The organism is Pseudomonas violetae (assembly GCF_023072615.1).
Classification (GTDB): domain Bacteria; phylum Pseudomonadota; class Gammaproteobacteria; order Pseudomonadales; family Pseudomonadaceae; genus Aquipseudomonas; species Aquipseudomonas violetae.
Genome location: NZ_JAKNRW010000012.1, coordinates 58,439 through 79,208, shown reverse-complemented (window position 1 = coordinate 79,208; position 20,770 = coordinate 58,439). Strand labels below are relative to the sequence as shown.

At 52.9% G+C, this 20,770-nt stretch carries 20 protein-coding genes; 6 read left to right on the top strand and 14 right to left on the bottom strand.

Annotated elements, in window-relative coordinates; translation table 11 throughout:
* Nucleotides 1-95 precede the first annotated feature (95 nt).
* Nucleotides 96-1,640, top strand: a complete 1,545-nt coding sequence (locus L9059_RS16250) for an NADH-quinone oxidoreductase subunit L (RefSeq protein ID WP_247292009.1) — start codon at nt 96-98, stop codon at nt 1,638-1,640.
* A complete protein-coding gene (locus L9059_RS16245) occupies nt 1,627-4,083 on the top strand; it encodes a YbcC family protein (RefSeq protein WP_247292008.1) in 2,457 nt (818 codons plus the stop codon). The genes L9059_RS16250 and L9059_RS16245 overlap by 14 nt, the downstream gene beginning before the upstream one ends.
* 578 nt (nt 4,084-4,661) lie before the next feature.
* Here the strand turns inward: L9059_RS16245 and L9059_RS16240 are convergent.
* The 8 genes from L9059_RS16240 to L9059_RS16205 all read right to left on the bottom strand — a co-directional run bounded on the left by L9059_RS16240 (nt 4,662) and on the right by L9059_RS16205 (nt 12,803).
* Nucleotides 4,662-4,904 carry an AbrB/MazE/SpoVT family DNA-binding domain-containing protein gene (locus L9059_RS16240; RefSeq protein ID WP_247292007.1) on the bottom strand — a complete coding sequence of 81 codons (243 nt, stop codon included), beginning with the start codon at nt 4,902-4,904 and terminating at the stop codon, nt 4,662-4,664.
* A gap of 537 nt (nt 4,905-5,441) precedes the next feature.
* The gene (locus L9059_RS16235) at nt 5,442-6,407 is read right to left on the bottom strand and encodes an endonuclease (RefSeq protein WP_247292006.1); all 966 of its coding nucleotides are present in this window, start codon (nt 6,405-6,407) and stop codon (nt 5,442-5,444) included.
* Nucleotides 6,408-6,615: 208 nt separating this feature from the next.
* Nucleotides 6,616-7,437: a DUF6602 domain-containing protein gene (locus tag L9059_RS16230; RefSeq protein ID WP_247292005.1), complete on the bottom strand. Its 822-nt coding sequence runs from the start codon at nt 7,435-7,437 to the stop codon at nt 6,616-6,618.
* Between the two features lie 65 nt (nt 7,438-7,502).
* A complete protein-coding gene (locus L9059_RS16225; protein WP_247292004.1) occupies nt 7,503-8,867 on the bottom strand; it encodes a reverse transcriptase domain-containing protein in 1,365 nt (454 codons plus the stop codon).
* Entirely contained in the window at nt 8,864-9,430 is a 567-nt protein-coding gene (locus tag L9059_RS16220) for an SLATT domain-containing protein (protein WP_345894375.1), read from the bottom strand. The genes L9059_RS16225 and L9059_RS16220 overlap by 4 nt, the downstream gene beginning before the upstream one ends.
* A gap of 360 nt (nt 9,431-9,790) precedes the next feature.
* Nucleotides 9,791-10,747, bottom strand: coding sequence for a hypothetical protein (locus L9059_RS16215; protein WP_247292002.1), 957 nt, complete (start codon nt 10,745-10,747; stop codon nt 9,791-9,793).
* A 218-nt stretch (nt 10,748-10,965) separates the two neighbouring features.
* On the bottom strand, nt 10,966-12,168 hold the full coding sequence (locus L9059_RS16210; protein ID WP_247292001.1) for an XRE family transcriptional regulator: 1,203 nt from the start codon (nt 12,166-12,168) through the stop codon (nt 10,966-10,968).
* Nucleotides 12,165-12,803 (bottom strand): hypothetical protein, encoded by a 639-nt coding sequence (locus L9059_RS16205; protein ID WP_247292000.1) that lies wholly within the window; start codon nt 12,801-12,803, stop codon nt 12,165-12,167. Before L9059_RS16205 ends, L9059_RS16210 begins: the two co-directional genes overlap by 4 nt.
* 470 nt (nt 12,804-13,273) lie before the next feature.
* Here L9059_RS16205 and L9059_RS16200 point away from each other — a divergent pair, with 470 nt between their 5' ends.
* The 3 genes from L9059_RS16200 (at nt 13,274) to L9059_RS16190 (ending at nt 17,007) form a co-directional block, all read left to right on the top strand.
* A complete protein-coding gene (locus L9059_RS16200; RefSeq protein ID WP_247291999.1) occupies nt 13,274-14,815 on the top strand; it encodes an ATP-dependent nuclease in 1,542 nt (513 codons plus the stop codon).
* 688 nt (nt 14,816-15,503) lie between these two features.
* Nucleotides 15,504-15,725, top strand: a complete 222-nt coding sequence (locus L9059_RS16195; protein ID WP_247291998.1) for an antitoxin Xre/MbcA/ParS toxin-binding domain-containing protein — start codon at nt 15,504-15,506, stop codon at nt 15,723-15,725.
* 1,036 nt (nt 15,726-16,761) lie between these two features.
* Nucleotides 16,762-17,007, top strand: coding sequence for an AbrB/MazE/SpoVT family DNA-binding domain-containing protein (locus tag L9059_RS16190; RefSeq protein WP_247292058.1), 246 nt, complete (start codon nt 16,762-16,764; stop codon nt 17,005-17,007).
* 36 nt (nt 17,008-17,043) lie between these two features.
* On the opposite strand, the gene L9059_RS16185 is transcribed toward L9059_RS16190, so the two are convergent.
* Entirely contained in the window at nt 17,044-17,454 is a 411-nt protein-coding gene (locus L9059_RS16185; RefSeq protein WP_247291997.1) for a hypothetical protein, read from the bottom strand.
* A 392-nt stretch (nt 17,455-17,846) separates the two neighbouring features.
* On the opposite strand from L9059_RS16185, the gene L9059_RS16180 reads away from it, so the two are divergent.
* Nucleotides 17,847-18,392 (top strand): hypothetical protein, encoded by a 546-nt coding sequence (locus tag L9059_RS16180; protein ID WP_247291996.1) that lies wholly within the window; start codon nt 17,847-17,849, stop codon nt 18,390-18,392.
* 98 nt (nt 18,393-18,490) lie between these two features.
* On the opposite strand, the gene L9059_RS16175 is transcribed toward L9059_RS16180, so the two are convergent.
* The 5 genes from L9059_RS16175 to L9059_RS16155 form a co-directional block, all read right to left on the bottom strand.
* The gene (locus L9059_RS16175) at nt 18,491-18,787 is read right to left on the bottom strand and encodes a DUF7693 family protein (protein WP_247291995.1); all 297 of its coding nucleotides are present in this window, start codon (nt 18,785-18,787) and stop codon (nt 18,491-18,493) included.
* A gap of 17 nt (nt 18,788-18,804) precedes the next feature.
* Nucleotides 18,805-19,017 carry a hypothetical protein gene (locus L9059_RS16170; protein ID WP_247291994.1) on the bottom strand — a complete coding sequence of 71 codons (213 nt, stop codon included), beginning with the start codon at nt 19,015-19,017 and terminating at the stop codon, nt 18,805-18,807.
* Nucleotides 19,018-19,072: 55 nt separating this feature from the next.
* The gene (locus L9059_RS16165) at nt 19,073-19,438 is read right to left on the bottom strand and encodes an MbcA/ParS/Xre antitoxin family protein (RefSeq protein WP_247291993.1); all 366 of its coding nucleotides are present in this window, start codon (nt 19,436-19,438) and stop codon (nt 19,073-19,075) included.
* A gap of 219 nt (nt 19,439-19,657) precedes the next feature.
* Entirely contained in the window at nt 19,658-20,347 is a 690-nt protein-coding gene (locus tag L9059_RS16160; protein ID WP_247291992.1) for a hypothetical protein, read from the bottom strand.
* 45 nt (nt 20,348-20,392) lie between these two features.
* The gene (locus L9059_RS16155; RefSeq protein WP_247291991.1) at nt 20,393-20,770 is read right to left on the bottom strand and encodes a DUF7693 family protein; all 378 of its coding nucleotides are present in this window, start codon (nt 20,768-20,770) and stop codon (nt 20,393-20,395) included.

Here is a 20,770-nt window from a genome sequence, read left to right as displayed (position 1 = left end):
TTTTTTTTATATCGATACGTTCCATTCAATCTATTTTCAATAAAAAAGCAACTGGATAAGACTAAATCTGCCGATCACCCTCGCGAGTTTCTTTGATGCCATTCTTGCTTCCCCAACTGAGTACCATGCTGCCCTGGATCTACGCGCTAGCCCTGTTACCAGTGGCATTCGGTAAGGCGACGGTCGGTCGTCTCTGGTGGTCAGCACGATTGGCCGGATATGCGGGCTTTGCGCTGGTGTTAACAGCTTTGTTGCAAGCAGCGCTGGACGGGCCTGAAAATGACCGTCTGGGCTTGGCCATGGCCACACTGATTAGCCTACTGGCGCTGGTCATCATCGACTTCTCATCGCGCTACCTGGAAGGTGAACAAGGGCAGCGCCGATACCTAATGTCGCTGCTCAGCACCTTGGCTGCAGTCGCATTCGTGGTCACATGCGATGATCTTTATGTGCTCGTCGGTGCGTGGATCATCTCCAGCCTAAGCCTGCACTTGCTGCTCACCTTCTATCATGACCGCCCAATGGCCCAAGTGGTGGCCCATAAAAAGTTTCTTGCCAGCCGTCTGGCGGACATCTGCTTACTCATAGCTGCTGTATTGCTGGTGCAGGCAGCCGACGACAGTAACATCGCGATGATCCTCCAACATGTCGCAGCGCGCCTGCAGCTAAGCGGTTCTCTGAGCTGGGATCTACAGTTGGCGGTAGTGCTGCTGATCCTGACAGTTATTCTCAAATCTGCACAACTGCCGGTACACGGCTGGCTAATACAGGTGATGGAGGCACCGACACCAGTCTCGGCTTTGTTACATGCGGGTCTTGTAAATCTTGGGGGCTTTGTGCTGCTGCGTTTCGCACCCTTACTGAATGCCGCACCGGTGGCTCAGACGTTACTGGTGGTAATAGGTGGGCTGACGGCTTTGCTTGCAAGTCTCGTGATGATGACACGTATCAGCATTAAGGTTCGTTTGGCTTGGTCAACCTGTGCACAAATGGGTTTCATGCTGCTGGAGTGCGGTCTGGGTCTATACGAGTTGGCGTTTGTACACCTTATAGCTCACTCGCTTTATAAGGCTTATGCCTTCCTCAGCGCCGGTGAAACGGTCGCGCAGGTGAGGCGTCAGGCACTGTATGAGCGGCGTCCGCCAGCGACGCTCTCGCAGATACTTCTGGCACTGTCCATTGCAGCATTATGGGTCGCTTTGCTGCATGTAGTGTGGAGCCAACTGCTACCGACGCATGAGATCCCCCTAATGGCACTTGCTGTCCTCGCTATCGGCCTGGCTCCGTGGTGTATGCGCCTTAGCGGCATTCTGCATAATTTGGGCACGCTCACAGTGTTGCTCGGAATTTACCTGGTGTGGCATGTGTCCGCCGGATATGTACTTGGTGCGAGCCCTTCCCCAAGTGCCCTCCAACAGAATCTGGCATTGATAGCGATACTGATGTTCCTCATCCTCTACTTGATTCAAGCATTGATCTTGGCAAGGCCCCAAGGAGCGCTGGCGCGGCGACTATATCCTTTGGCTTTCGCCGGATTCTTTCTAGATGAACACTTTACCCGCCTGACTTTCCGCCTTTGGCCAGTACGCAGTCAGCAGCGGCCCATACATGCGAAGGAGACAGCCTATGACCGTGCTTGAACACTCTGCACCCATTGATTTAGATGCTCTCCACGACATCGCCTTGCAGGCTTGCGAACGTATAGCCCCAGCTTGGCCGTTGGATCGCATGATCGCGGTTAGTCCGCTCTGGGAGCGCCGCGATCAACCCTGGGCGAAGGTGACCGAGGAGCTCTGGCGACGCGCAGGGAGCCGCATGACCCTTTCACCAGCGGACTATCGCCTTGCTTGGCAAGAAAAACTTATAGCCGAACGCCACCTCTACTTGTCCCTGTCCGAAGCCTCTCTTAACTGGACGCCGACGCAACTACTACAGTTCCTGGATGAGCCGCTTGATAGTTTCCAAGGTATGCCGCTATTAGAGGATATGGCAAACACAGACATTACGTCAGCAGGTTGGCCCGCACTGATAACACATCAGATTAGCCAGTGCTGCGCCTCTTGGTTCGATGAGGATCAGGCCGATTGGTGTGCGACTAAACAGGCGGGGCTCTATCAGGCTTGGCGTGAGTCAATGTTGCAAGATCGCGGCTTAAGTGTACTTAGCGCTTGCCGATCGCTAGGTGAACGGATTGGTGAACTACCACATCACCCGAAGGATGCCATTGCGGCAGCGGTGCAACGTTTGGGCATTGCTAAAGATGAGTTGGAGGAGTGGTTCGATTGCCTGTTGCTGCGTAGCCTCGGCTGGGCTTCTTGGTGCGCCTACCGGCGCTGGCAAGCACGCCTACAAGGTAGCGATGATCCGATTCTGCTTGAACTGCTGGCAATTCGTGCAGCTTGGGAGTGGTTGGTGGACGACCGCAGGCGCGATGCCGAGAGTTGCTGGAGTGACTGGCGCAAGTCTTGGCAGGTAGGGCGAAAAAAGGCTCCGACCGCAGCTTGGCAGGCACTACAGCTTTGGCAGCGGGCGGAAGAACTGGCTTGGCAGGAGCAGCTGCAGAGTATGATGCGAAAACCCCCAGCGTCCGTGACCGATAGCACCGCGCTTGCGCGCGTTTACTTCTGTATAGACGTGCGATCCGAGGTGGTGAGAAGAGCACTAGAACAGGCTTGCCCGCAAGTGCAGACCGGTGGATTCGCCGGTTTTTTCGGCATGCCTATTGCCTATATGCCCCTAGGTACAAATGCCTCGCGTCCACAACTACCCGGATTGCTTGCTGCGCAACTAACGGTTACTGACAGCAGCGGCGATGCCGTCTGTGACCGCGCCTTGGCCAGCAAGCGCAAAATGCGTTTGGAACGCGCCGGTCGGTGGCAGCTGTTCCAGCGTTTGCCTGCATCAACATTTACTTTGATTGAAACGCTGGGATTAGGCTACGCGGGCGCGCTACTTGGGCGCGCCTGTGGATTGCTGTCCCGCCCATCCGCGCCAGATCATAGTGCTTTACGACCGCATGAGTGGCAGCAGCTGAAGCCAACGATACCGGAGCTTCCCCTAGGACAGCGTGCCAAATTTGCTGCGAGCATCTTGCGTGCAATGAGCCTGACTCGCGACTTCCCGCCTATGATCCTACTGCTTGGACATGGTAGCCAGAGTGCCAATAACCCTCAGGCAGCCGGGCTAGATTGTGGTGCGTGCTGTGGCCAAAGCGGCGAGATCAACGCCAGACTGGTGGCGGACATGCTCAACGATGCAGGAGTGCGCAGCGCTCTCCGCGAACAGGGTATCGACATGCCTGTGGCTTGCCGAGTGCTGGCAGGGCTGCACAACACCACTACCGACGAAATGCAGGTTTTTGCGAGCGAGTCGCTTCCGGATACATTGAGACCAACTTGGCTGACGTTGCGCCAGGCCCTCGATGATGCCAGCGTACTTGCCCGACGCGAGCGCGCCGCGCGTTTGGGATTGGCACACCTGTGCGGGCATCCGGCTAAGCTACTAGCAGCCCTTCGCAGACGCGCAGTCGACTGGGCTCAGACCCGTCCGGAATGGGGGTTAGCCGGTAATTCTGCCTTTATTGCTGCCCCACGATCACGAACGAGGGGACTGAATTTGCAGGGCCGGTCATTCCTGCACGATTATGACTGGCGACAGGATGAAGAGGGGCAGGTGCTGGAGCTGATCATGACGGCCCCCATGGTGGTTGCGCACTGGATCAACATGCAGTACCTGACCTCCACCACCGACAATCTGCGCTTCGGAAGCGGCAACAAGGTTTTGCACAACGTCGTAGGTGGATGCATTGGAGTGTTTGAAGGGAATGGCGGCGATCTGCGTGTTGGTCTGGCGAGGCAATCATTGCATGACGGCGAGCGCTGGATACATCGTCCATTGCGTCTGAGTGTAGTAATCGAGGCGCCCCAGAAAATGATCGATAAAGTTCTGGCTGAGCATGCAGTGGTTAGAAATCTCGTGTTGCACGGATGGCTCTACCTACTGCGTACTGACAGTGCATGCACTCATATGATGGAGCGGCGTACTGCCGAGGGCTGGCAACTTTTGGAGCAGGATTTTATATAAAGTGAGGCAATGTAGCTGCAGCTTTTGCACAGAGATGATCAGCTTATTTTTACCTTGCGTAACCTACTGTGCTGAGTGGCTTTACCTAGGCACTCATAGGTATGTAGCGCGCTTCCGAAAATGTCGTGGCCATTCGTCCAGCACGTCGTATGGCTTCGGCAGTTGAGCGTTTGAGAGTTACAAACTAGGCTCGACCAATTCTGATGGTTCAAACCCCGTAGCGCTTGTTCCCGCCTGATCTGATGCAGTACCTGCCACCTCTCAGGTCAATGCATATACTGCCTGAAGAACAAGTACAGGAAGAGCCATATTCAGGGGCAGGTCTACGAGCAGGTTGCGGTGCAGTCCGCACTGGTTTCGGCTGAGATGCAATTTAACAATTAGATCCGCTGCAAAGGATTTTAGACGAAAGCCGCTTAGCTGGTTGACCATCAATGCTTAGCCGACTTGTTAGGCTTTGGAGATAAAGCTACTACGGCTATTGCTTCTTCGGGCTTAAGCCCGGCTCGATCCCAAGTCTTCACATACCTTGGTCGAGTCACTCCACACTTGGCCCACCACGACGCATTGCAGCTGCCTCATTTCTCCGGGGCGTTACCAAGCCGTGCGCCATCCCAGGTTTCAGTAAGCTCGTCTATCCGATCTGCGATTTGAGGCTTTTTTGATTGGACAAGGCAGCGCGTGTTGCCTACAAATTCCTCTATTAGATACACAGCGTCGCCGACATCCAGCTCGAGCTCTTGCAGCGCTTCGTCTGGAATTCGAATCGCACCGTCACCATCCCATTCTTCGATGACGATTTTCATCGGTAGCTTTTTCACATTTGGTCTCCGTTGCTATGAGCCGGTAAGCCGTTCTCGCCTGTAAATTCTCCCTGGTACGTTTACAGATCCGGATAATCATCAAGCATAAGGCTAGGAGCGCCTCCGTCCTCCTGCTCGCGCTTCGGCGCATGTACCACTCCAGCTTCGGCGTCAGCTCGCATCTGCTCGAGCTCTTTGTGAAAATGCCTTGTCCTGAACCGTGGGCTTGCTCGTGTAAGGCTTTCGCTCTGGTTCAGGTTTGGCTGCATAGGTCGTTACCGCATCTGGGTCGTGCTGGAGTTTTTCTTGCACTTGCGACTCGAGCAGCGCACGGAGCGCGTCTTTGTCGGGACGGTTAAGCAATTTTCTACTCCTCGTTCACAGCCAGCGATTGGCTTATTGGATGGTGAAAGATGTGGCGTCCAAGCCTTAGCTGGAACGGCCTGCGGTGAATGACTTTATCAAGTATGAAAATCGCAAAAACAGGACGCATGTATGAGTCTAATGTTAGGTGCCGGCCTCGGTTTCGCAAGGCCGGGTCTCAACGAAAAACAACTATTTGCAGTTGCCTGCTTTGCGATATCCCGCCGCTTGAGCCTCAGATTCTGAGGTGAAGGAGATCTGATTTTTCTCGGACACCTGACCATAACTAGGGCACCCCACTGAGAGGTGATACACATGGCTCTTCCGGTTACCGATGATCACACCTATCCCGGTCGCGCTCGCGAGGGTTGGCTGGGATGCGACTCGCGGAGAATTAACAGGAATCGCACTAACTACCCCATCACCAACTGCCTTGTACCCTTGTGACCATCGACGCTCACCAGTTACGAATGGATTGGAGTGCCCCATGATTGCTGCAATGCGTCGATCTCGCTCTTTCTCCCAAGACGAAACCGGGTACTGCTTGTCCCAGGCCATCAGTAGCTGTTGCTGCTGACGAGACATGCTTAGCTTGTATCTGTCGAACATGTAAAAGGTTGTCCTGGCGACCAGCCCTTTAACCTCGTCACGCGGTTCCGCAGCACGTTGATCGAAATCAACTCGCGTCTTGCACTGGCCATACTGCGGCGAGACCCCGGAGGCCATACCATAGTTGAAATTGCTACGGTCGCCATTTACCTCACCAACAGATGGGTAGAGGTTGAAAAGGTCTGCCTCCATCGCGCGGAATACCGGATCATCGTCCACGCAATGCTCGCGACCACCTTTTTGCCAGCATTGCCGTTGGTTGCCGAATGTCCAGGCTGGAACTATGTGCTCCCACTCAGTACGTTCTGATCGAGTCTCTTGCTTCCTCGCCTTAAGGCCACATGACTCAGCATCGATACGACCACCCGATTTGCCAACCCACGTCCATTTGCAGCCGCAATACAGCTCGCCCATGGCACTGTTCGCCTGGTCGAGGTAGATCTTTTGCTTGGCGATTACCTTGGCTTCGGAAAAGGTCGATGGAGGGCTTGAGAAGGCGGGAGTGATTACCGAGAGAAATAGCGCTACTACAGAAAGCAGTTTTTTCATTGGAAAGCTTAAGCAGTTTAGAAGGGGTGAAGTATACGCACGACTCCTTGTCTACCGAAGGAGAACCACCGGATGCGAAGGTGCATCGGATTAGACCCAACGATACGTGATCATCATCCTGCACAATGTGGCATGTCTTGGTCAGGCAGCGTATACCTTGCATGGTGCCAGCAGCCTTTGACCCTCGTCTATCCGCTGGAGGCGGGTGTCAGTCTTTGCGATTGAACAGGTTGTCGAGGAACGTGGTGCTCAGTGCTCCCGTCCAATCGATCGGCAGGAGTTCAACCCAGCTCAATGCCTGAAGAAGGATCACCAGACCCAAGCCGTATGCATTTCCGGGGGCAGATTCCACGCACAGCGGCGCCCCGAACTTAGTGTCGTAAAAGAGCGATGATTGGATACCGTCCGCCCCCATGTACACAGTAGGAGTCGCGATGTGGTCATTACCCAGAATCATCAAATCAGGGGCGAGCTCTCCCTGAACGTTGTGAACAGAAATGTCCCGTAGGTATTTGCGTGCAAAGACTGCACAGAAGGGCTGGTTCTTGAGTGGAGGGTAAGTACGGGGCCAGTCCCTGACCCTTCCGTTGTAGATCGGCCCATCCACTTGATACTCAGGGTTGGTGCGACCTCGACGTGTGAGCAGCAATTTCTTTACCGCTTCGGCTTGGCTGACCGCCTTCGCCAATACTGCGGATTCCGAGATTGAGTGCTTGCATTCTATGTAAGCGTACACGGCGTCAACCGGGATTTGTTCTTTCACAGGAAACTGGCGGCTCATACCGGAGCGCAGGGTTGGGCTAGACATCTTGTCGTAGATGATAAGGTCATCCCCGGCCTTTTCGCCATTTTCAGCCACGACAAAACCCCGGCACACGCCGTATTTGGCAGGGAGAATATCTTCCAGCAAAGCGCAAATGGCGACCTCGAATTCGTCCCCAAGGTCAAAATTGTAGATCGCCTCGATGTCCTGCAAGCGCGCTTCGACCTTCCTTGCCAACCTCTCGATGTACCCACCGTATGAACTCATTGATCCTCCTCCAGTTGCTTGATGTCTGTCTGAATTCATGGCGCCAGTACGCAGCGACTGAGCGGTCAGGAGGTTTGAGCGATATCCTCTTCTAGCTCCCGCACAGCCTTGCTGGCTTTGATTTCAAATCGACGCTCCACCTCTGCGTCACTCAGCTTCAGCGCATCGTCGCCAAGCCACATGGCAAGTTTCTCGCGCTTCTGGCTGATAGTGAGAGCATCCAGGTTCGGTATGTATCCGTTATTGGCTTTCATGCCCCTCTGCAGCTCGTAGAAGGTCTTGATCAGAGACTTCGGATTGATCTCACCGGTTGGGCAAAAGCGGTCTGTGAGCTTCCTGACTGTGTGATTGATGGCACGAAGCTGGGAAGTCGTGGTGATCTGGCAGAAGTAGGCCGCCCAGCCGAGGCGCTTACCTTTGAATATGCAGCCAGTAATCCTCAGGTTTAGCTTCCACTGGCAGTAGGCCAAGGCGCGCGCCTTATCAGCAGGACGTCGGGCTGTCGCCAGTTTGTGCCGGTATGCCGTGAAGATCTTGGCGATCGATGACTCGAATCTGAGAATGCTCTCGTGGCGAATGAGCACCTGGCCTCCCTCTATCTGGTAACCCAGAAAACTGAAGGGGTCGGTTAAGCTCTCTACCTTGGACTTCGATCCCGGTTCAAAGTCATGCGGATTGAGCTTCAATGCCTTCAATTCCGCGATGAGCTCATTAGCCGTAGAGCGCGCTACTCCTGTCGGCCCCAAGATCAGGATGTCGTCTACGTAACGCTTGTACCAAATCCCCGTCCGAGACTCGAAGAGGGTATCAATGCCTTGCAGCGCAATCTCCGCGAGCACATTAGAAATCGCGAGGCCTTGGGGAACGCCGACTGTAGGACGATCGGCTCCTTTACTTCCCCTGGATTCAGGCACCGTGGGCGTTGTGAGCGCGTCGGTAATCAGCTGTCTGAACTCGGGTTTCTGAATTTTTTTTCGCGTGGCGGCGGCGACCAATTCGTGAGGAATGGATGGGTAGAAGCTTTTAAGATCAATTTTGGCGTATTCGGCATACACACCGGAATTGAGCGCAGTCTTAAGGGAATCGATGACGGTCTGGGGGAGGGTGAGTTTCGCCTTGGGAAAAACGTCAGATAGGCAATTGCACAACGCACGTAGGACGATTCTGTCTCTGGCGGTCGGAATGGATATCTGCCGAGGTGGGGACGAGGCACCTTTGAGGATCAGTTTTTCCTTATAGGCCGTGAAACGATACTCCCCCCGGTGAACCTTCTCGACGATGTGATCAAGCTCAGCTGTCAAGTGTTTATCGAGGTTAGCCGGGCGCACTCGGTCGAGGCCGATGGCCCCGGAGTTTTTGATCCTGTCGGTGTAGATTTCCTGGAGACGCTTTCGTGTAAAGATTTTTTTGAAGCTTTTCGCCGCGCTCATGGCTGGTTCCAAAAAGCATAGAGGCCTGCCAACACGGGAAGAACATAAAGCAGCGTCGTGATCAGAAATCGCATAGTGAGCCAGAGGGCGGCAGAAAAATACTCAAAGCCTGTGAGAGGGCGAGTGGTGGGGCCATTCGCAAAAACACGTGCGATTCGATCATCGATTTCCCGATGATTTTCCGATTCAGCCAGCAGTTGGTCATATCTGCTGATCTGTTCGGGCGTTGGCGCAGGGGGTGGGGAGGTGGGCGAGCCTTCGGGCAGTCCCCGATGGAGCTTCTGCAGCTCCAGATAGTTGGTGCGCATCAGCATTGCGCGGCCCCGAAAGTCGCGGTTCGCAACCGCAAGCGAAATGCCCAACAGGGCAACCGAAAGGATCGTCGCCATGACATCGGTATCTGGGCCAAGGATCGTGCTGTGTCTGATGGTCAGCACCCCCAACGCCGTGCTGAGGATCGCGTACCATACCAGCAAGAGCTGCGAGTGAAAGTCCAGCCACTCCAGGCGCTTATGAGCCTGAATACGTGCCTTGTAAGTGAACCAGACGCTATCCTTTTTCACGCACATCTCTCCATAGAAATTGGTGAAGAGGCGGGGGGATTTGAGTACCGTTGAACATCCCGTAGGGATCAGTGGGCCGAAACCCAACAGCCGAAGCTGTTAATTATCAGAACCGCCCTCGCTCGCACGAGAGGAAATACCCACCCCTTCACCGCTGATTCTACAGTGCCATGATGAAGCGTGGAAGCTACCTAACCACTCGACCGTTCCCTTCCGCTGGCCTTGGAAGATTTGCGTTCCCCCCGAGGCTTCACTACGTCCGTCCCGCGCAGCATTGGGCTTGAGTGCCTTGCCAGCTATTGTCCGGTGAACTCACCTAGACCCTACGGTTAGACGAGGGCTCAGTCCGGTCGGCCTCGCTTACTTCGAATGATCCCAAAACGCGTGATTCATGTTGTTTTCGATGTCCCGGATCTTCTTCACGAGCTCCTTGGCTGCATCCTTATCCATCAGTTTCTTACTTGCCATGCGCTGGATCTCGTTGACTTGCTCCCTGCGCTCCTCAAAGCGCTTTCGATTCAACTTGAGCCCTTCGATCATCAGCCGTGAGGCGACCTTCATGAGTTGGGGATACTTCATGCAGAGTTCGATCGCCGGTCTAACCTGCTCGGTGACATCGTCCCATTCTGAGTGATTATCGGCCAAGGCATCAAACCGTCCTGGGCTCAGAACACTGTCGTTGGGGATTCCAATCCCTGTGATGCCCGTCTGCAAAAAAACCTTGCGTGCGAGCTCGGAGCAATTGGCTGCCGCCTTCATCGGCTTTTTAGACAGGCGGATCTTGTAGGGTTGAGCGAGGTAAAACGCGCAGGCACGGTAGACAGCATCGGTATGCTCAGTAGCTAGCTTTTTACAACGGATCACTCTCCAATCTGGTTTCACATCGGTCAGGACTTCGGAGATCAACCGATTAGTCACACCGGCGCCTGGCATAGCATCAATGCAAACATAGTCCGCATGAACAAGCGCAACATGGCTTGAGCGAGCGTGCTCGTAAGCATATTTTTGCCCCTTCGTGATGACTTTTGCGCCAAACGTAGCACCCGTACACAGGATAATGTCCCCCGCACGCAGGAGATTGTCGACGCTGGCTACCTCTTGGAGGAAAGAGTTGTCTTCACCTCGGATCATGGCGCGATAGATGTGCATATGCTCGGCAGGTATGCCTTCGATGCGGGCGGTGAAGTCAATCTGCGCATCGGTCTGCGCTCGAATTTGCGCGAGGAGCTGCTCACTTTTTTCTTCTGACGACATGGTCGCAAAAATATTCGCGGCAGCGGCGTGCCGAGCATTCTGTTGCATTTTATCTAGATCCATCTTGAAACCTATGCCGTCGTTGTTCCTAATATCTTCATCAGCCTAACCCTGACGGAGTCTGGAGTGCTGGAACCGGTTTGTTGCAATGCACACGGATGACGTAACCCCGACGTCTCTCGGCCGCAGGCTGCTTGGTTAACAGATGTAATAACCTGGGCAAGATTCAATCAATGGCGCGAGCGCCCAACATTGGGCGTTCGCCTGGCAGCGGATTTGAATCATTTACCCCGATTGAAGGCGAGCACTACAGCACTGTCGTCAGACTTAACAAGCGAATCGCCGCTAACCATGGACTTCAGCTTGGCCAGATGGAAAACCGAAGCTTTCCCCGACAGATAACGCTCCGGCAAGCCCGCAAGCTTTTCGACATCGTTTGCAGCCAAACCTATATAGCTAGATACCGACTCAATCGGCATAACCCCAGAAGAAGACAGCAGCTCGATAGTGCGCTTAAGAAGGCGAGGTTGTTCAGGGGCGCGCGCATCATCACCGGGTTCGGATTTAGCTCCCCACCTGGCTGACCTGCGTTTGAACAGAACCAGCTTCACGTCAGCATCGATGATTTTGAGCGCCTCGAGGCGCATGATCATGGCCGCAACGGAGACGCCCCAGCGCTGCTTGAGTAACAGAAGGCTATCAAGTGTGACCGGAGTCCTCACATCGGCTGCAAACGTTTCTGCTGGCAATAGGAAAGCGCCGGCGAACCTGTGAGCCTGTGCCTCCATCAACTTGTAGCGCTCAGGATCGGTTGAGCGGTCTATGCCTTTGTGAAGGATGAGGTGGCCGAGCTCGTGCGCTAGGTCAAATCGACTGCGAAAGCCATTACCTTTGTCGGCTGACAGAAGTATCAGTGGCCGTTGAAGTTCGTAGCTCCATGCAGAAAGGCCTTCGATCGGCGCGATGCCCGTTTCCTCCCGCACTACGATAATGCCGGCACCCTCTACAGCCAGTGCCAAATCAGGAATTGCACGACGACCAAGACTCCAGAGATCTCTGCATTCACTCGCAGCCTCCTCGATGTCGGAATTGGCAATTTGTTGAGGATCGGTGAACGACCTGACCGGAAGATTTACGTCTGGAAAGTCCACGAATTCGTTCATCGCCAGAACGATGTCCTGCGCCCATTCTAGCCGGGCTTCCAGCATCGCCCTCGCAGAAACGTGCGCAGACGCATTACTTCGGAAAAGAGGCAACGAACCCTTCTTAGGAAGAGGACGAGTGAACCATTCAGGACTGACATTGATGACCTTGGAGAGGCTATCTAGCGCCTCCGCTTCGGGTGCCTGCTGCCCAGACTTCCACTTGCTGATCGTGGCCGGCGATACGCCGACCATGGCAGCAAGCTGTACTTGCGAAAGCGCGCGGGCAGCCAATGCTTGAATCAATCGACCTGGCTGGAAATCAGTAATGCCCCGGCTCATGTTTCTTCCTGTCCTCCGAGCTCGATGAAGCCCGTCTTGAGTTTTACTGTTGCGTTGTCGGCCTGTTTCGGAGCCGCATCATAGCGATCCAGGAACTGGCTCAAAGGTTCCCGAAACAGCCACCCGTCCATTTTCGGATTGGGCACTGCGATGTAGATCTGCAGTGGCTTTTCGGGATAGTGATGCAGTGAACCACTGAAGCGTGCGACGAAGAAAAACGCCCCCGAGGTCACATCCTGTGGCCCAAAAAGTGACGGCTGCACCAATTGGTTCATGGCTTCATTCGCTTCAGCCAGCTCACGTCGGATGGTGCTACGAGTGGGGCGATTCCAGTTCGTTGTACTCATGTTCAAGCGCGCAAATTTGAACATCCCTGCCGCGCCCACGATCACGCGGTTGCCTTGGGAGGAAATCAGCTCAGCGTTAGATGCTTCCAGCAAATCACTGAAGCGCTCGTTCATCTGGATGTGCCGCATGTACCCCAGCGCAGTTTTCCGCTGCTTTTTACTGACCTCTTTCGTCAACCCAAAGGCTTGTAGCGCACCTGCGGCGAAGGCGTCTTCGACACCCATCACAAGGTCACGCGAAACGTTGGCGATTAGCAAAGCTGCGATAGCATCTGGGTTTGGGGTCATTTAGTCGTGCTCAGGTTTCAGTTGGCGAGATTATATACCTAAAAAATTTCGTGTGAGTCGGTATTTTAGGATTTTTGATGCTGTTAGGCGCCTCCATTATCGATTTTGCGCCTACCGCTTGCACAAAGTCGTAGACGAATCGTGCCTGTCATTTAGGATTAGGTGACATGGAGATGGACGCCTTTGTGGGCATAAGGAAAGCGTCCCGCCCCCATTAGCGCCAGGGTCGGCCGTCCTAACCGGAATGTTTTTCTTCTCCCGTACCAGTCGTGCGACGTCCTTTACACTGGTGTCGCTGGTCGACCTTTTTTGTTCGACCAGGCATCTCGGGCTAAGAGGCGACTAGCACCATGCACGCGTAGTTTCAGGTAAAGCAATCTGCTGGCTCGATAGTCTCCGAATTTTGTGATACGTATAGCAAATAGCCACATAGCCTCGCAGCCATTGCTAAGTCAATATTTGGAGAGCAGATGAAGTACAGGGAAAGTAATCTAGATAAGAAATTACGAAAGTGGTTTTGTAAGGATAATACCAAGGCGCTACTTCGAAGCATTCAAATCTCAACGGGGGGCATTCGCGGGCTGACGTCATTCAAGGTAAATCTCGACTATCCGATTACCGCGTTTGCCGGAGTTAATGGATCCGGAAAGTCAACTATGCTGGCGCTAGCTGCCTGCGCTTACCACAATAAATCGAACGGTTTCAAACTTCCGAAGCGCACTAGAAGTTATTACACATTTTCCGATTTTTTCGTGCAGCATTCAGAAGAGATTGCTCCTCCCGGAGTAGAAATTTGGTATACCTTCGCTCATGACAATTGGAAAGGCAGACCTGAAGGAATTGGAACCCAAGTACGAAAAAAGAAGGCCGGCGGTAAGTGGAACGACTACGATACTAGGATTAACCGGACGGTGGTTTTTTTGGGTATTGAACGTATTGTTCCTCATGCTGAACGAAGTCAGTCACGATCTTACTCCCGCGCCTTCAAAGACTTGAGGGTTCATGGTTGGGAGCAAAAGGTTAAGGATGCGGTCGGTTATGTCCTTGGAAAGCGATACGATGATTACCGGCAATTAGAGTACAGGAAGTACGGCCTCCCAATAGTTAAGGTCGGTGGTGTGATTTACTCTGGCTTTAACATGGGTGCAGGTGAAAATGCGTTATTTGATATATTCTCCACAATTTATGCTTCCGGCGAAGGCGCCTTATTAGTTCTCGACGAAATTGAGCTTGGCCTCCACGCAAAGGCTCAAAGACTATTCATTGAGCGTCTAAAAGATGTTTGCATGAGCACGGGCACCCAAGTTATATGCACGACTCATTCAAAGCAAATCTTTCAGTGTCTACCTGACGACGCTAGGTTTTTTATTGAGAAGAACGGAGGAAAGACGAAGATCACTCCCGGTGTTTCAGCGGAATTTGCGTTCTCGAAAATGGGAGCGATTGGTGAGAAAGAACTCGAAATATTTGTTGAAGACCCAGTCGCCAAGGTAATGATCGAAACAGTATTGGATGGAAATACCCGCAGCAGAGTCAATGTCACTCGTATCGGCTCCGCCGCTGCAGTGGCTCGCCAGTTAGCAGCCAACTATTTAAAAAATGAGCACGCAAACATATTGGCTGTATACGACGCTGATCAGAGAAAGCTCCAAGCTAAAAACATAGAGCATGCCAAAAACATGGCGGAGCGAAAGGATGATGAAATCACCAATTGGTTACTTGCACGAACAAGCTACCTACCAGGTGACACATGGCCTGAAGCCTGGCTTTTGCAAAAATGCGGCGAAATACCTCAAGAGCTCGGTGTTGAGCTAGGTGTTGATTCTAGGCGCGCATCTGCAATTGTCGAATATGCATTGCAAGCAGGTAAACATGAGGAATTCGCCGAAGTCGGTGAGCAAGTTAACCTAGAGCCAGAGCGATGCCTCATATTGGTGTGCGGTATTGTATATAAAAACTTCTCTGAGGAATTCGATGACTTAAAAAATACGATTTCACTCATGCTACCTTGAGATGCTGAACTCAGGATTCGCCAGGTTTGGTCTTGGCGAACGCATTAGAGGCAGGGTATGAAATGCAGGTGATAAGCGCACCCCAGGCGAGGCGGCATTTCAGTAGGCTTTTGCAGCTCCTGCAGGAAGGCCGCTCGTTCGTGATAGCTAGAGCAGGCCGGTTTGCAAGCTTGTACTATCGCAACCGGTGGGGCCTCCTCAGGATTGAGCCGCTCATATCAATGTAGGGCTCATCGGGCGTGCCGGCCTGGTGCAATTTACAGTTGCCTGCATGCCATCTCCTTGCATTGAGATGGGGTAAGCCTTCGAGTCGGGTTGGGAGCGCAGCAACCCCTACGTCTCGCTCAAGCTGCCTTGCATCATAGTCACCCCACGATGCCCAAGCAGCGTTTGGATATCGCGCAATAAACGCCCCTAGCTCCAAGCCGACTCCACATAGGTTATCGCATGTACCTAAGCGGCGTTTACAAGGGAGTATCCTCGCAGGTCAATCGGTCGCCGGCGCATTCTCTTTTGCTTTCTGCATCCCAGGCTCATCCACCTCCTGAACGCCAGAGAAGAAGATGGTTGTTTCGGACGTAGGGCGAGGATAACTGATGTATGTCAGATGTTCCTTCCCGTCGAATTGCTCTACCAGATAGCGACCCTGGTTCAGATGCCGTGTGCGGATATCTCCCACGCTATTTGAGTGTCGCCCACGACGTTGGCGCGCAGGGCAAAAGCAGGCCGCTTGAAAACAGCTAAAAGCGATCGTCTGGTGGCATTGATAGCTGTGTTTCAGCAGGCCCGTTCCCTATTCGAAAACGATGCCACCGCTGCCGCAAAATGGATGAGCTCGCCGGTGCAAGGTTTAGGGTTGAAGTGGCCTCTAGACATGTTGAGGACGAGGGTAGAAATAAACGCTGTTTGAGTGAGCTGATGGGTAGGCTCGAAAGGGGAGTACTGGTGTGAGGCGATCCGATATCGTTTTCCAGGTTTAAGTCAATCCGGAAAAAGGTCGCTGAGCACGATGCAATGCTGTCCTGCCATCGCTCCTTCGAGCCAACGGCTCGGCTCAGTACGCGACATAAATCGCAAATGGTCATCGCACGAATCGTTTAAGTGACTGCCGATTCGCTATTACTTTTTCTCGAATCTCGTCGGGATCGATCGACATACCGCCGTCTGGTGTCACGCGCAGAGATTTCAGATTGTTGAGGGCAGCTATGAACGCCCGATCTCTGGCTTGCTCTTGGCCAGATCTGTTGTCTCGACAAACAAGTCCTATCAATCGACCGAACCACTTCATGCCGCACTCCTGATTTCGTGTTCAATGGCAGCATTTTCAGCGATGTGCAGGAGATATTAAATGAGTGAGCGAGTAGCAGCCAGATATTGGACGACCTACTCCAGTCCCGTTCGGCATGCGATGAGATCACGTGGTCGACCACTCAGACCTCGATTATTGCTGCTTAGCCAAACCTTTGCATTTTGCTGGTTTCCTGCGACGGCGAGCAGTGACTGGTACAACTCAACAAGAGGTAAGGCTCGGCCCCACGCTTCAGTCCCAGGTTGAAGCAGTTCATGTCCATGGCGTAGACGCAGCACAGTGGAAACTGGTCGCCCAACACAGCTGAAAGCTCAGTATCATCAAGCGACAGCCCTTCGCCAGCCCGGATAAAAGCTTTGCCTAGTACGGCGTTTTCAGCGCTCGATGTGACTGATTTCATGCTCCACCATATGAGCTGTAACGTAATTTTGTGCTCTGTAACTCTGCTTACGTTACAGCGCACAAAACTACTTTACAGACCTCAGAAAGCGAGAGGGGGGCGCAGGCAAGCGGAGCGCGCAGGCGTGCGGATGTAAGCCCGTAGGGCCAAGACCGGCGCATCGCGCCAGGGCTTGGTTCACGACAGCCATCCCCAAAGGGGCATGCTCCAAAAATGAATCGTCCGAAAGGTATTCAAATGACTACTGCAACCGTGTCTTCAAAAGGTCAAATCACTATCCCTGCGCAAATACGTGCATCCCTCGGATTGCGACCTGGCGATAGAGTCGAATTCATTGAATTTGAGCCGGGCCAATTCGCCATTCGAGCGGTCACGCACTCTGTTAAGAGCCTCAAGGGCATGACCCGTAAACCAGAAACCGCTGTGAGCATTGAAGATATGAATGCGGCAATTGCTGTTCACGGAGCCGGCATTCGAAAATAGACAGCCATGTAGAAGAGTGCATTGAGCTTCAATCCCTCAAAAACCGTCACTGCGAGCGACCGACAAAAAGTGCTCACAGGATTTGAGCGCGGCCTTGTAAGAGTCCTCATTTGTCCGATCGTCTACCGATGGATAATCACTGGGTTTTGTAGCCCTGAGCCGGGTGAGCTCAACATGGAGTTCTTCTGCTTGGCGCTCACCACGCGAGATGAGTGCTTCGCATACCGTCACGAACGAATGTTCATTTCCATGTTCGTGATACCAATCGGCTAACTCCTGATAAATCTGACGGTGGCGGACATCAAAACCTCCCCAACAGTCGTCTCTGCGAAGGCGAAACCTTCCAGGTTCATATAACCCCAGCACCAGATCTCCTAGTCGGTATGCGGTGCCGTACTTTTCATTCAGCAAAATATCGCGGTACTTCACATATGGTGACTGTTCCATAGACGGAGTCTCGTCTGAGGTGATTAGGAAATGCTGCGGTGATTTGATTATCGTTTCTCTATAAAAGAGGGCAAGCAATCTGACGAAGTGGATTTGGCAGCAGCAGTTGGCGTAGTGTCTCTTATACGGGACATTAAGACTGTTTTTTGCAGTTAAAGTCCATTTTTTGGGACATTACGAGGGTCATTAAAGATTTAAAGATCCGAAGAGGAACCTTTTTTGGTTCCGAGTGCTGAGGCGTCTTGACCGCTCCTATCTTCGATAGAATTACAGGGAGTCTAAGCAGTGATACACGCGATAATCGAACGCCATGAAGAAAATTTGTTCCAGACGTTAAAGTTTTGGCTTTAAGCAACCGTTGTTATTAGAAACAACCTAGCGTGGTGAAAATTGTGACCGAAACTAAAATGCAACCAGGTTTCTTTTTCGCGGAGCGTAAATTTACCAGTTGGCACGAGCGTGCTCATGACAAGTTATATCCATGTCAGGTATCCAGGCAGGAGAAAGGCTATGTCAGTTTAAGGTTTGGCGACATATCGTACAGGTTCACACACTCCATTGCTGAAGATATCGCGCGTTGTATTTTCGATGCCGAGCTCGTCACCGTGGGAAATCTGAAAGGATATATACCAAAGCCAGCCACACGGGAAAGCGCATTCGATCAATGGTATAAAAAAAATATGGATGGGATGTGGAGTTATTTGGGTGAGGGGGGATTCAGCGTTCATAGGTCAGAAGGTGAACTCAGTTTTATGGAGTTCCTGACGGATGACGCTGATACACCTGTAAATGTAGGTATTTACACAGCAGCTGACAATGGAATGATGCTCGTGTTGGAAACCGCATGCTATTTGTTCAGCATGCCTGATGCAGTTTGGCTGTCCAACGCGCTGATGGAAGCAGTAGGAGAAGAGCCGCTCGAGTTCCAAGAAACGTAGGCCATGCGATGATGATCAATCGGCCGGTCAACCACGCGTGAAAACGGCGGCTCAAGCTCGCGACTCAGCAGGGTGGTCGAGTCGTTGGAAAAATTTGGTCAGATCTGGCGAAGCATTTCTTCAAGCTGACAGTGCTCGTCGTGAGATAAAAGTCCCACTGTGTCAAACGTGTCTTTAGCATTGAAGTCATACCTCCTCCCATCCGGGGAGAGGCAGCTGTCGCAGTAATCCAGGTCACCGCAATCTATAAAAAGCGTGACCATCCAGCCCTCAACATCGACGGTCATAAGACCGTAGTAAATTCCGTTCCAGTGTTCATTGGTGACTCTTTGCATTGGGCGTGACGCCATAGCGAAATCGCGCAGTACCTGGTAGACCTCTTGAGCTGTGAGCATCTACTCAGCCTCGTGGTTTAAGGGCGTCTAACGAAGTGCTTTAGCGCATGACGACTTGCGATCACACGGTCGCGGATCTCTTCTGGATCAATCGACATACCACCATCAGGGGTCACACGTAGAGTTTTCAGGCCGTTAAGCGTGTCGATGAATTCTCGTTCTCTGGCTTGCTCGCGACCTGATCTGTTGTCTCGACAAACGAGTCCTATCAATCGACCGAACCACTTCATGCGGCACTCCTAAGTTCGTGTTCCATGGCAGCATTTCAGCGATGTGCAGGAGATGTTAAATGAGTGAGCGAGTAGCAGCCAAATACTGAACTACTTGCTCCAGTCCCGCTTGGCATGCGATGAGATCACGCGGTCGACCACTCAGACCGCGATTCTGGCTGGTTAGCCAAATTTTTGCCTTTTGCTCGGTTCCTACGAGCGTGAGCAATGACTGATACAACTCAACTAGAAGCAAGGCCCGGCCCCAAGCCTCAGTAAAAGGTTGAAGCAGTTCATGTCCGTGACGTAGATGCAGGACAGTGGATACCTGCTCGCCCAAAACAGCTGATAGTTCAGAGTCATCAAGCCCCAAGCCTTCGCCAGCCCGAATAAATGCTTTGCCAAGTACTGCGTTTGCAGTGCTCGATGTGACTGATTTCATGCTCCACCATTTGAGCTGTAACGTAGTTTTGTGCTTTGTAACACTGCATACGTTACAGCGCACAAAACTACGTTACAGCCCCCAGAAAGCGAGGCCCAGGCAAGCGGAGCGCGCAGGCGTGCGGATGGAAGCCCGCAAGGGCCAAGACCAGCGCCTTGCGCGTAGGCTTGGTTTAAGACAGCCATCCCCGACCAGGGGCACGCCCGAAGCCATGGCCTCTCACCAGCCCGCATAATGAGTAACCATGTGGCCCCAGGCCGAGAGCGCCGGCCCATTTCTGCGAAGGATATCCATCGCCTCTGCGGCAGCAATTTTCGTCGGACAGCCCCCAGTCAGATAAACCTTGTCTTTGCCCTGGTGGTACAAATGCATGATCGTTAAAACCATGACCTGTTGCAGCGGAGACATTGCGCGATAGTTTTTGCGCATTGCTTTCAATTCTTCGGGGATGGGCTCTTCTCCGCCAGCCCAATCGAAGCCGCGAGGCCGTAAGTTGTAATGCCTGCCTGGGCTTCCATAGGCGCGTGCGACATGTTCAAAACAGCCCTCGAGCGAGTAAGCCTCTACGATGTTCCACACTGCTTGCCCAAAGATATTCCCGCGCACTGATGCACTGGGGAGCGTTGGGATGGAAGCCCCGCAGACCATCGACAGCGCCGTAAGCTCAGCACCGTCCATGCAGGGCACTTTGTCCACCATGTCGACCAGCGCCCAGCCAGGGAAACGGCCAGCAGCAAACGTGGCGTTAACTGCTGCGAAGGCAGCTAGGGCTACTGGTTCTCGCGAATGATGGATGTAGGCTTGATTGGCAGTATGAACATTCGTGAATGCCCATACACCTTTAGAGGGATGGTGGACGCCAATCTCAGTCAGAAGGTCTTTGGCTTGGTCAACGTAGTTGTTGTTCATGACGTGCTCCTAGCCTCGCAATGTGGTCGAACAATTACAAATTTTTCAAATATGACGAAGCAGTCCTTTTAGCTGTCGATGCTCCTCCGGGGATAAAAGCCCGACCGGATCAAACGCCTCTTTTGAGCTGAACTCATACTTCCTACCGTCAGGGGAAACGCAGTTGTCGCAGTAATCCAGATCACCGCAGTCAATGAAGAATGTGATCTGCCAGCCGTCGACCTCTATGGTCATCAATCCGCAGTAGATTTCATTCCAGCTTTCCTGGGTGATTCGCCTCATCGAGAGTGAAGCCACGGAGGCATCGCGAAGTATCTGGTAAACCTCTTGAGCTTTGAGCTTTGAGCATTTGTGCAACCTGGTAGGGGGAGACCCAAGCGACCAAGCTTCGTACTTACGAAGCTTGGTCAGCCAATGGAACAC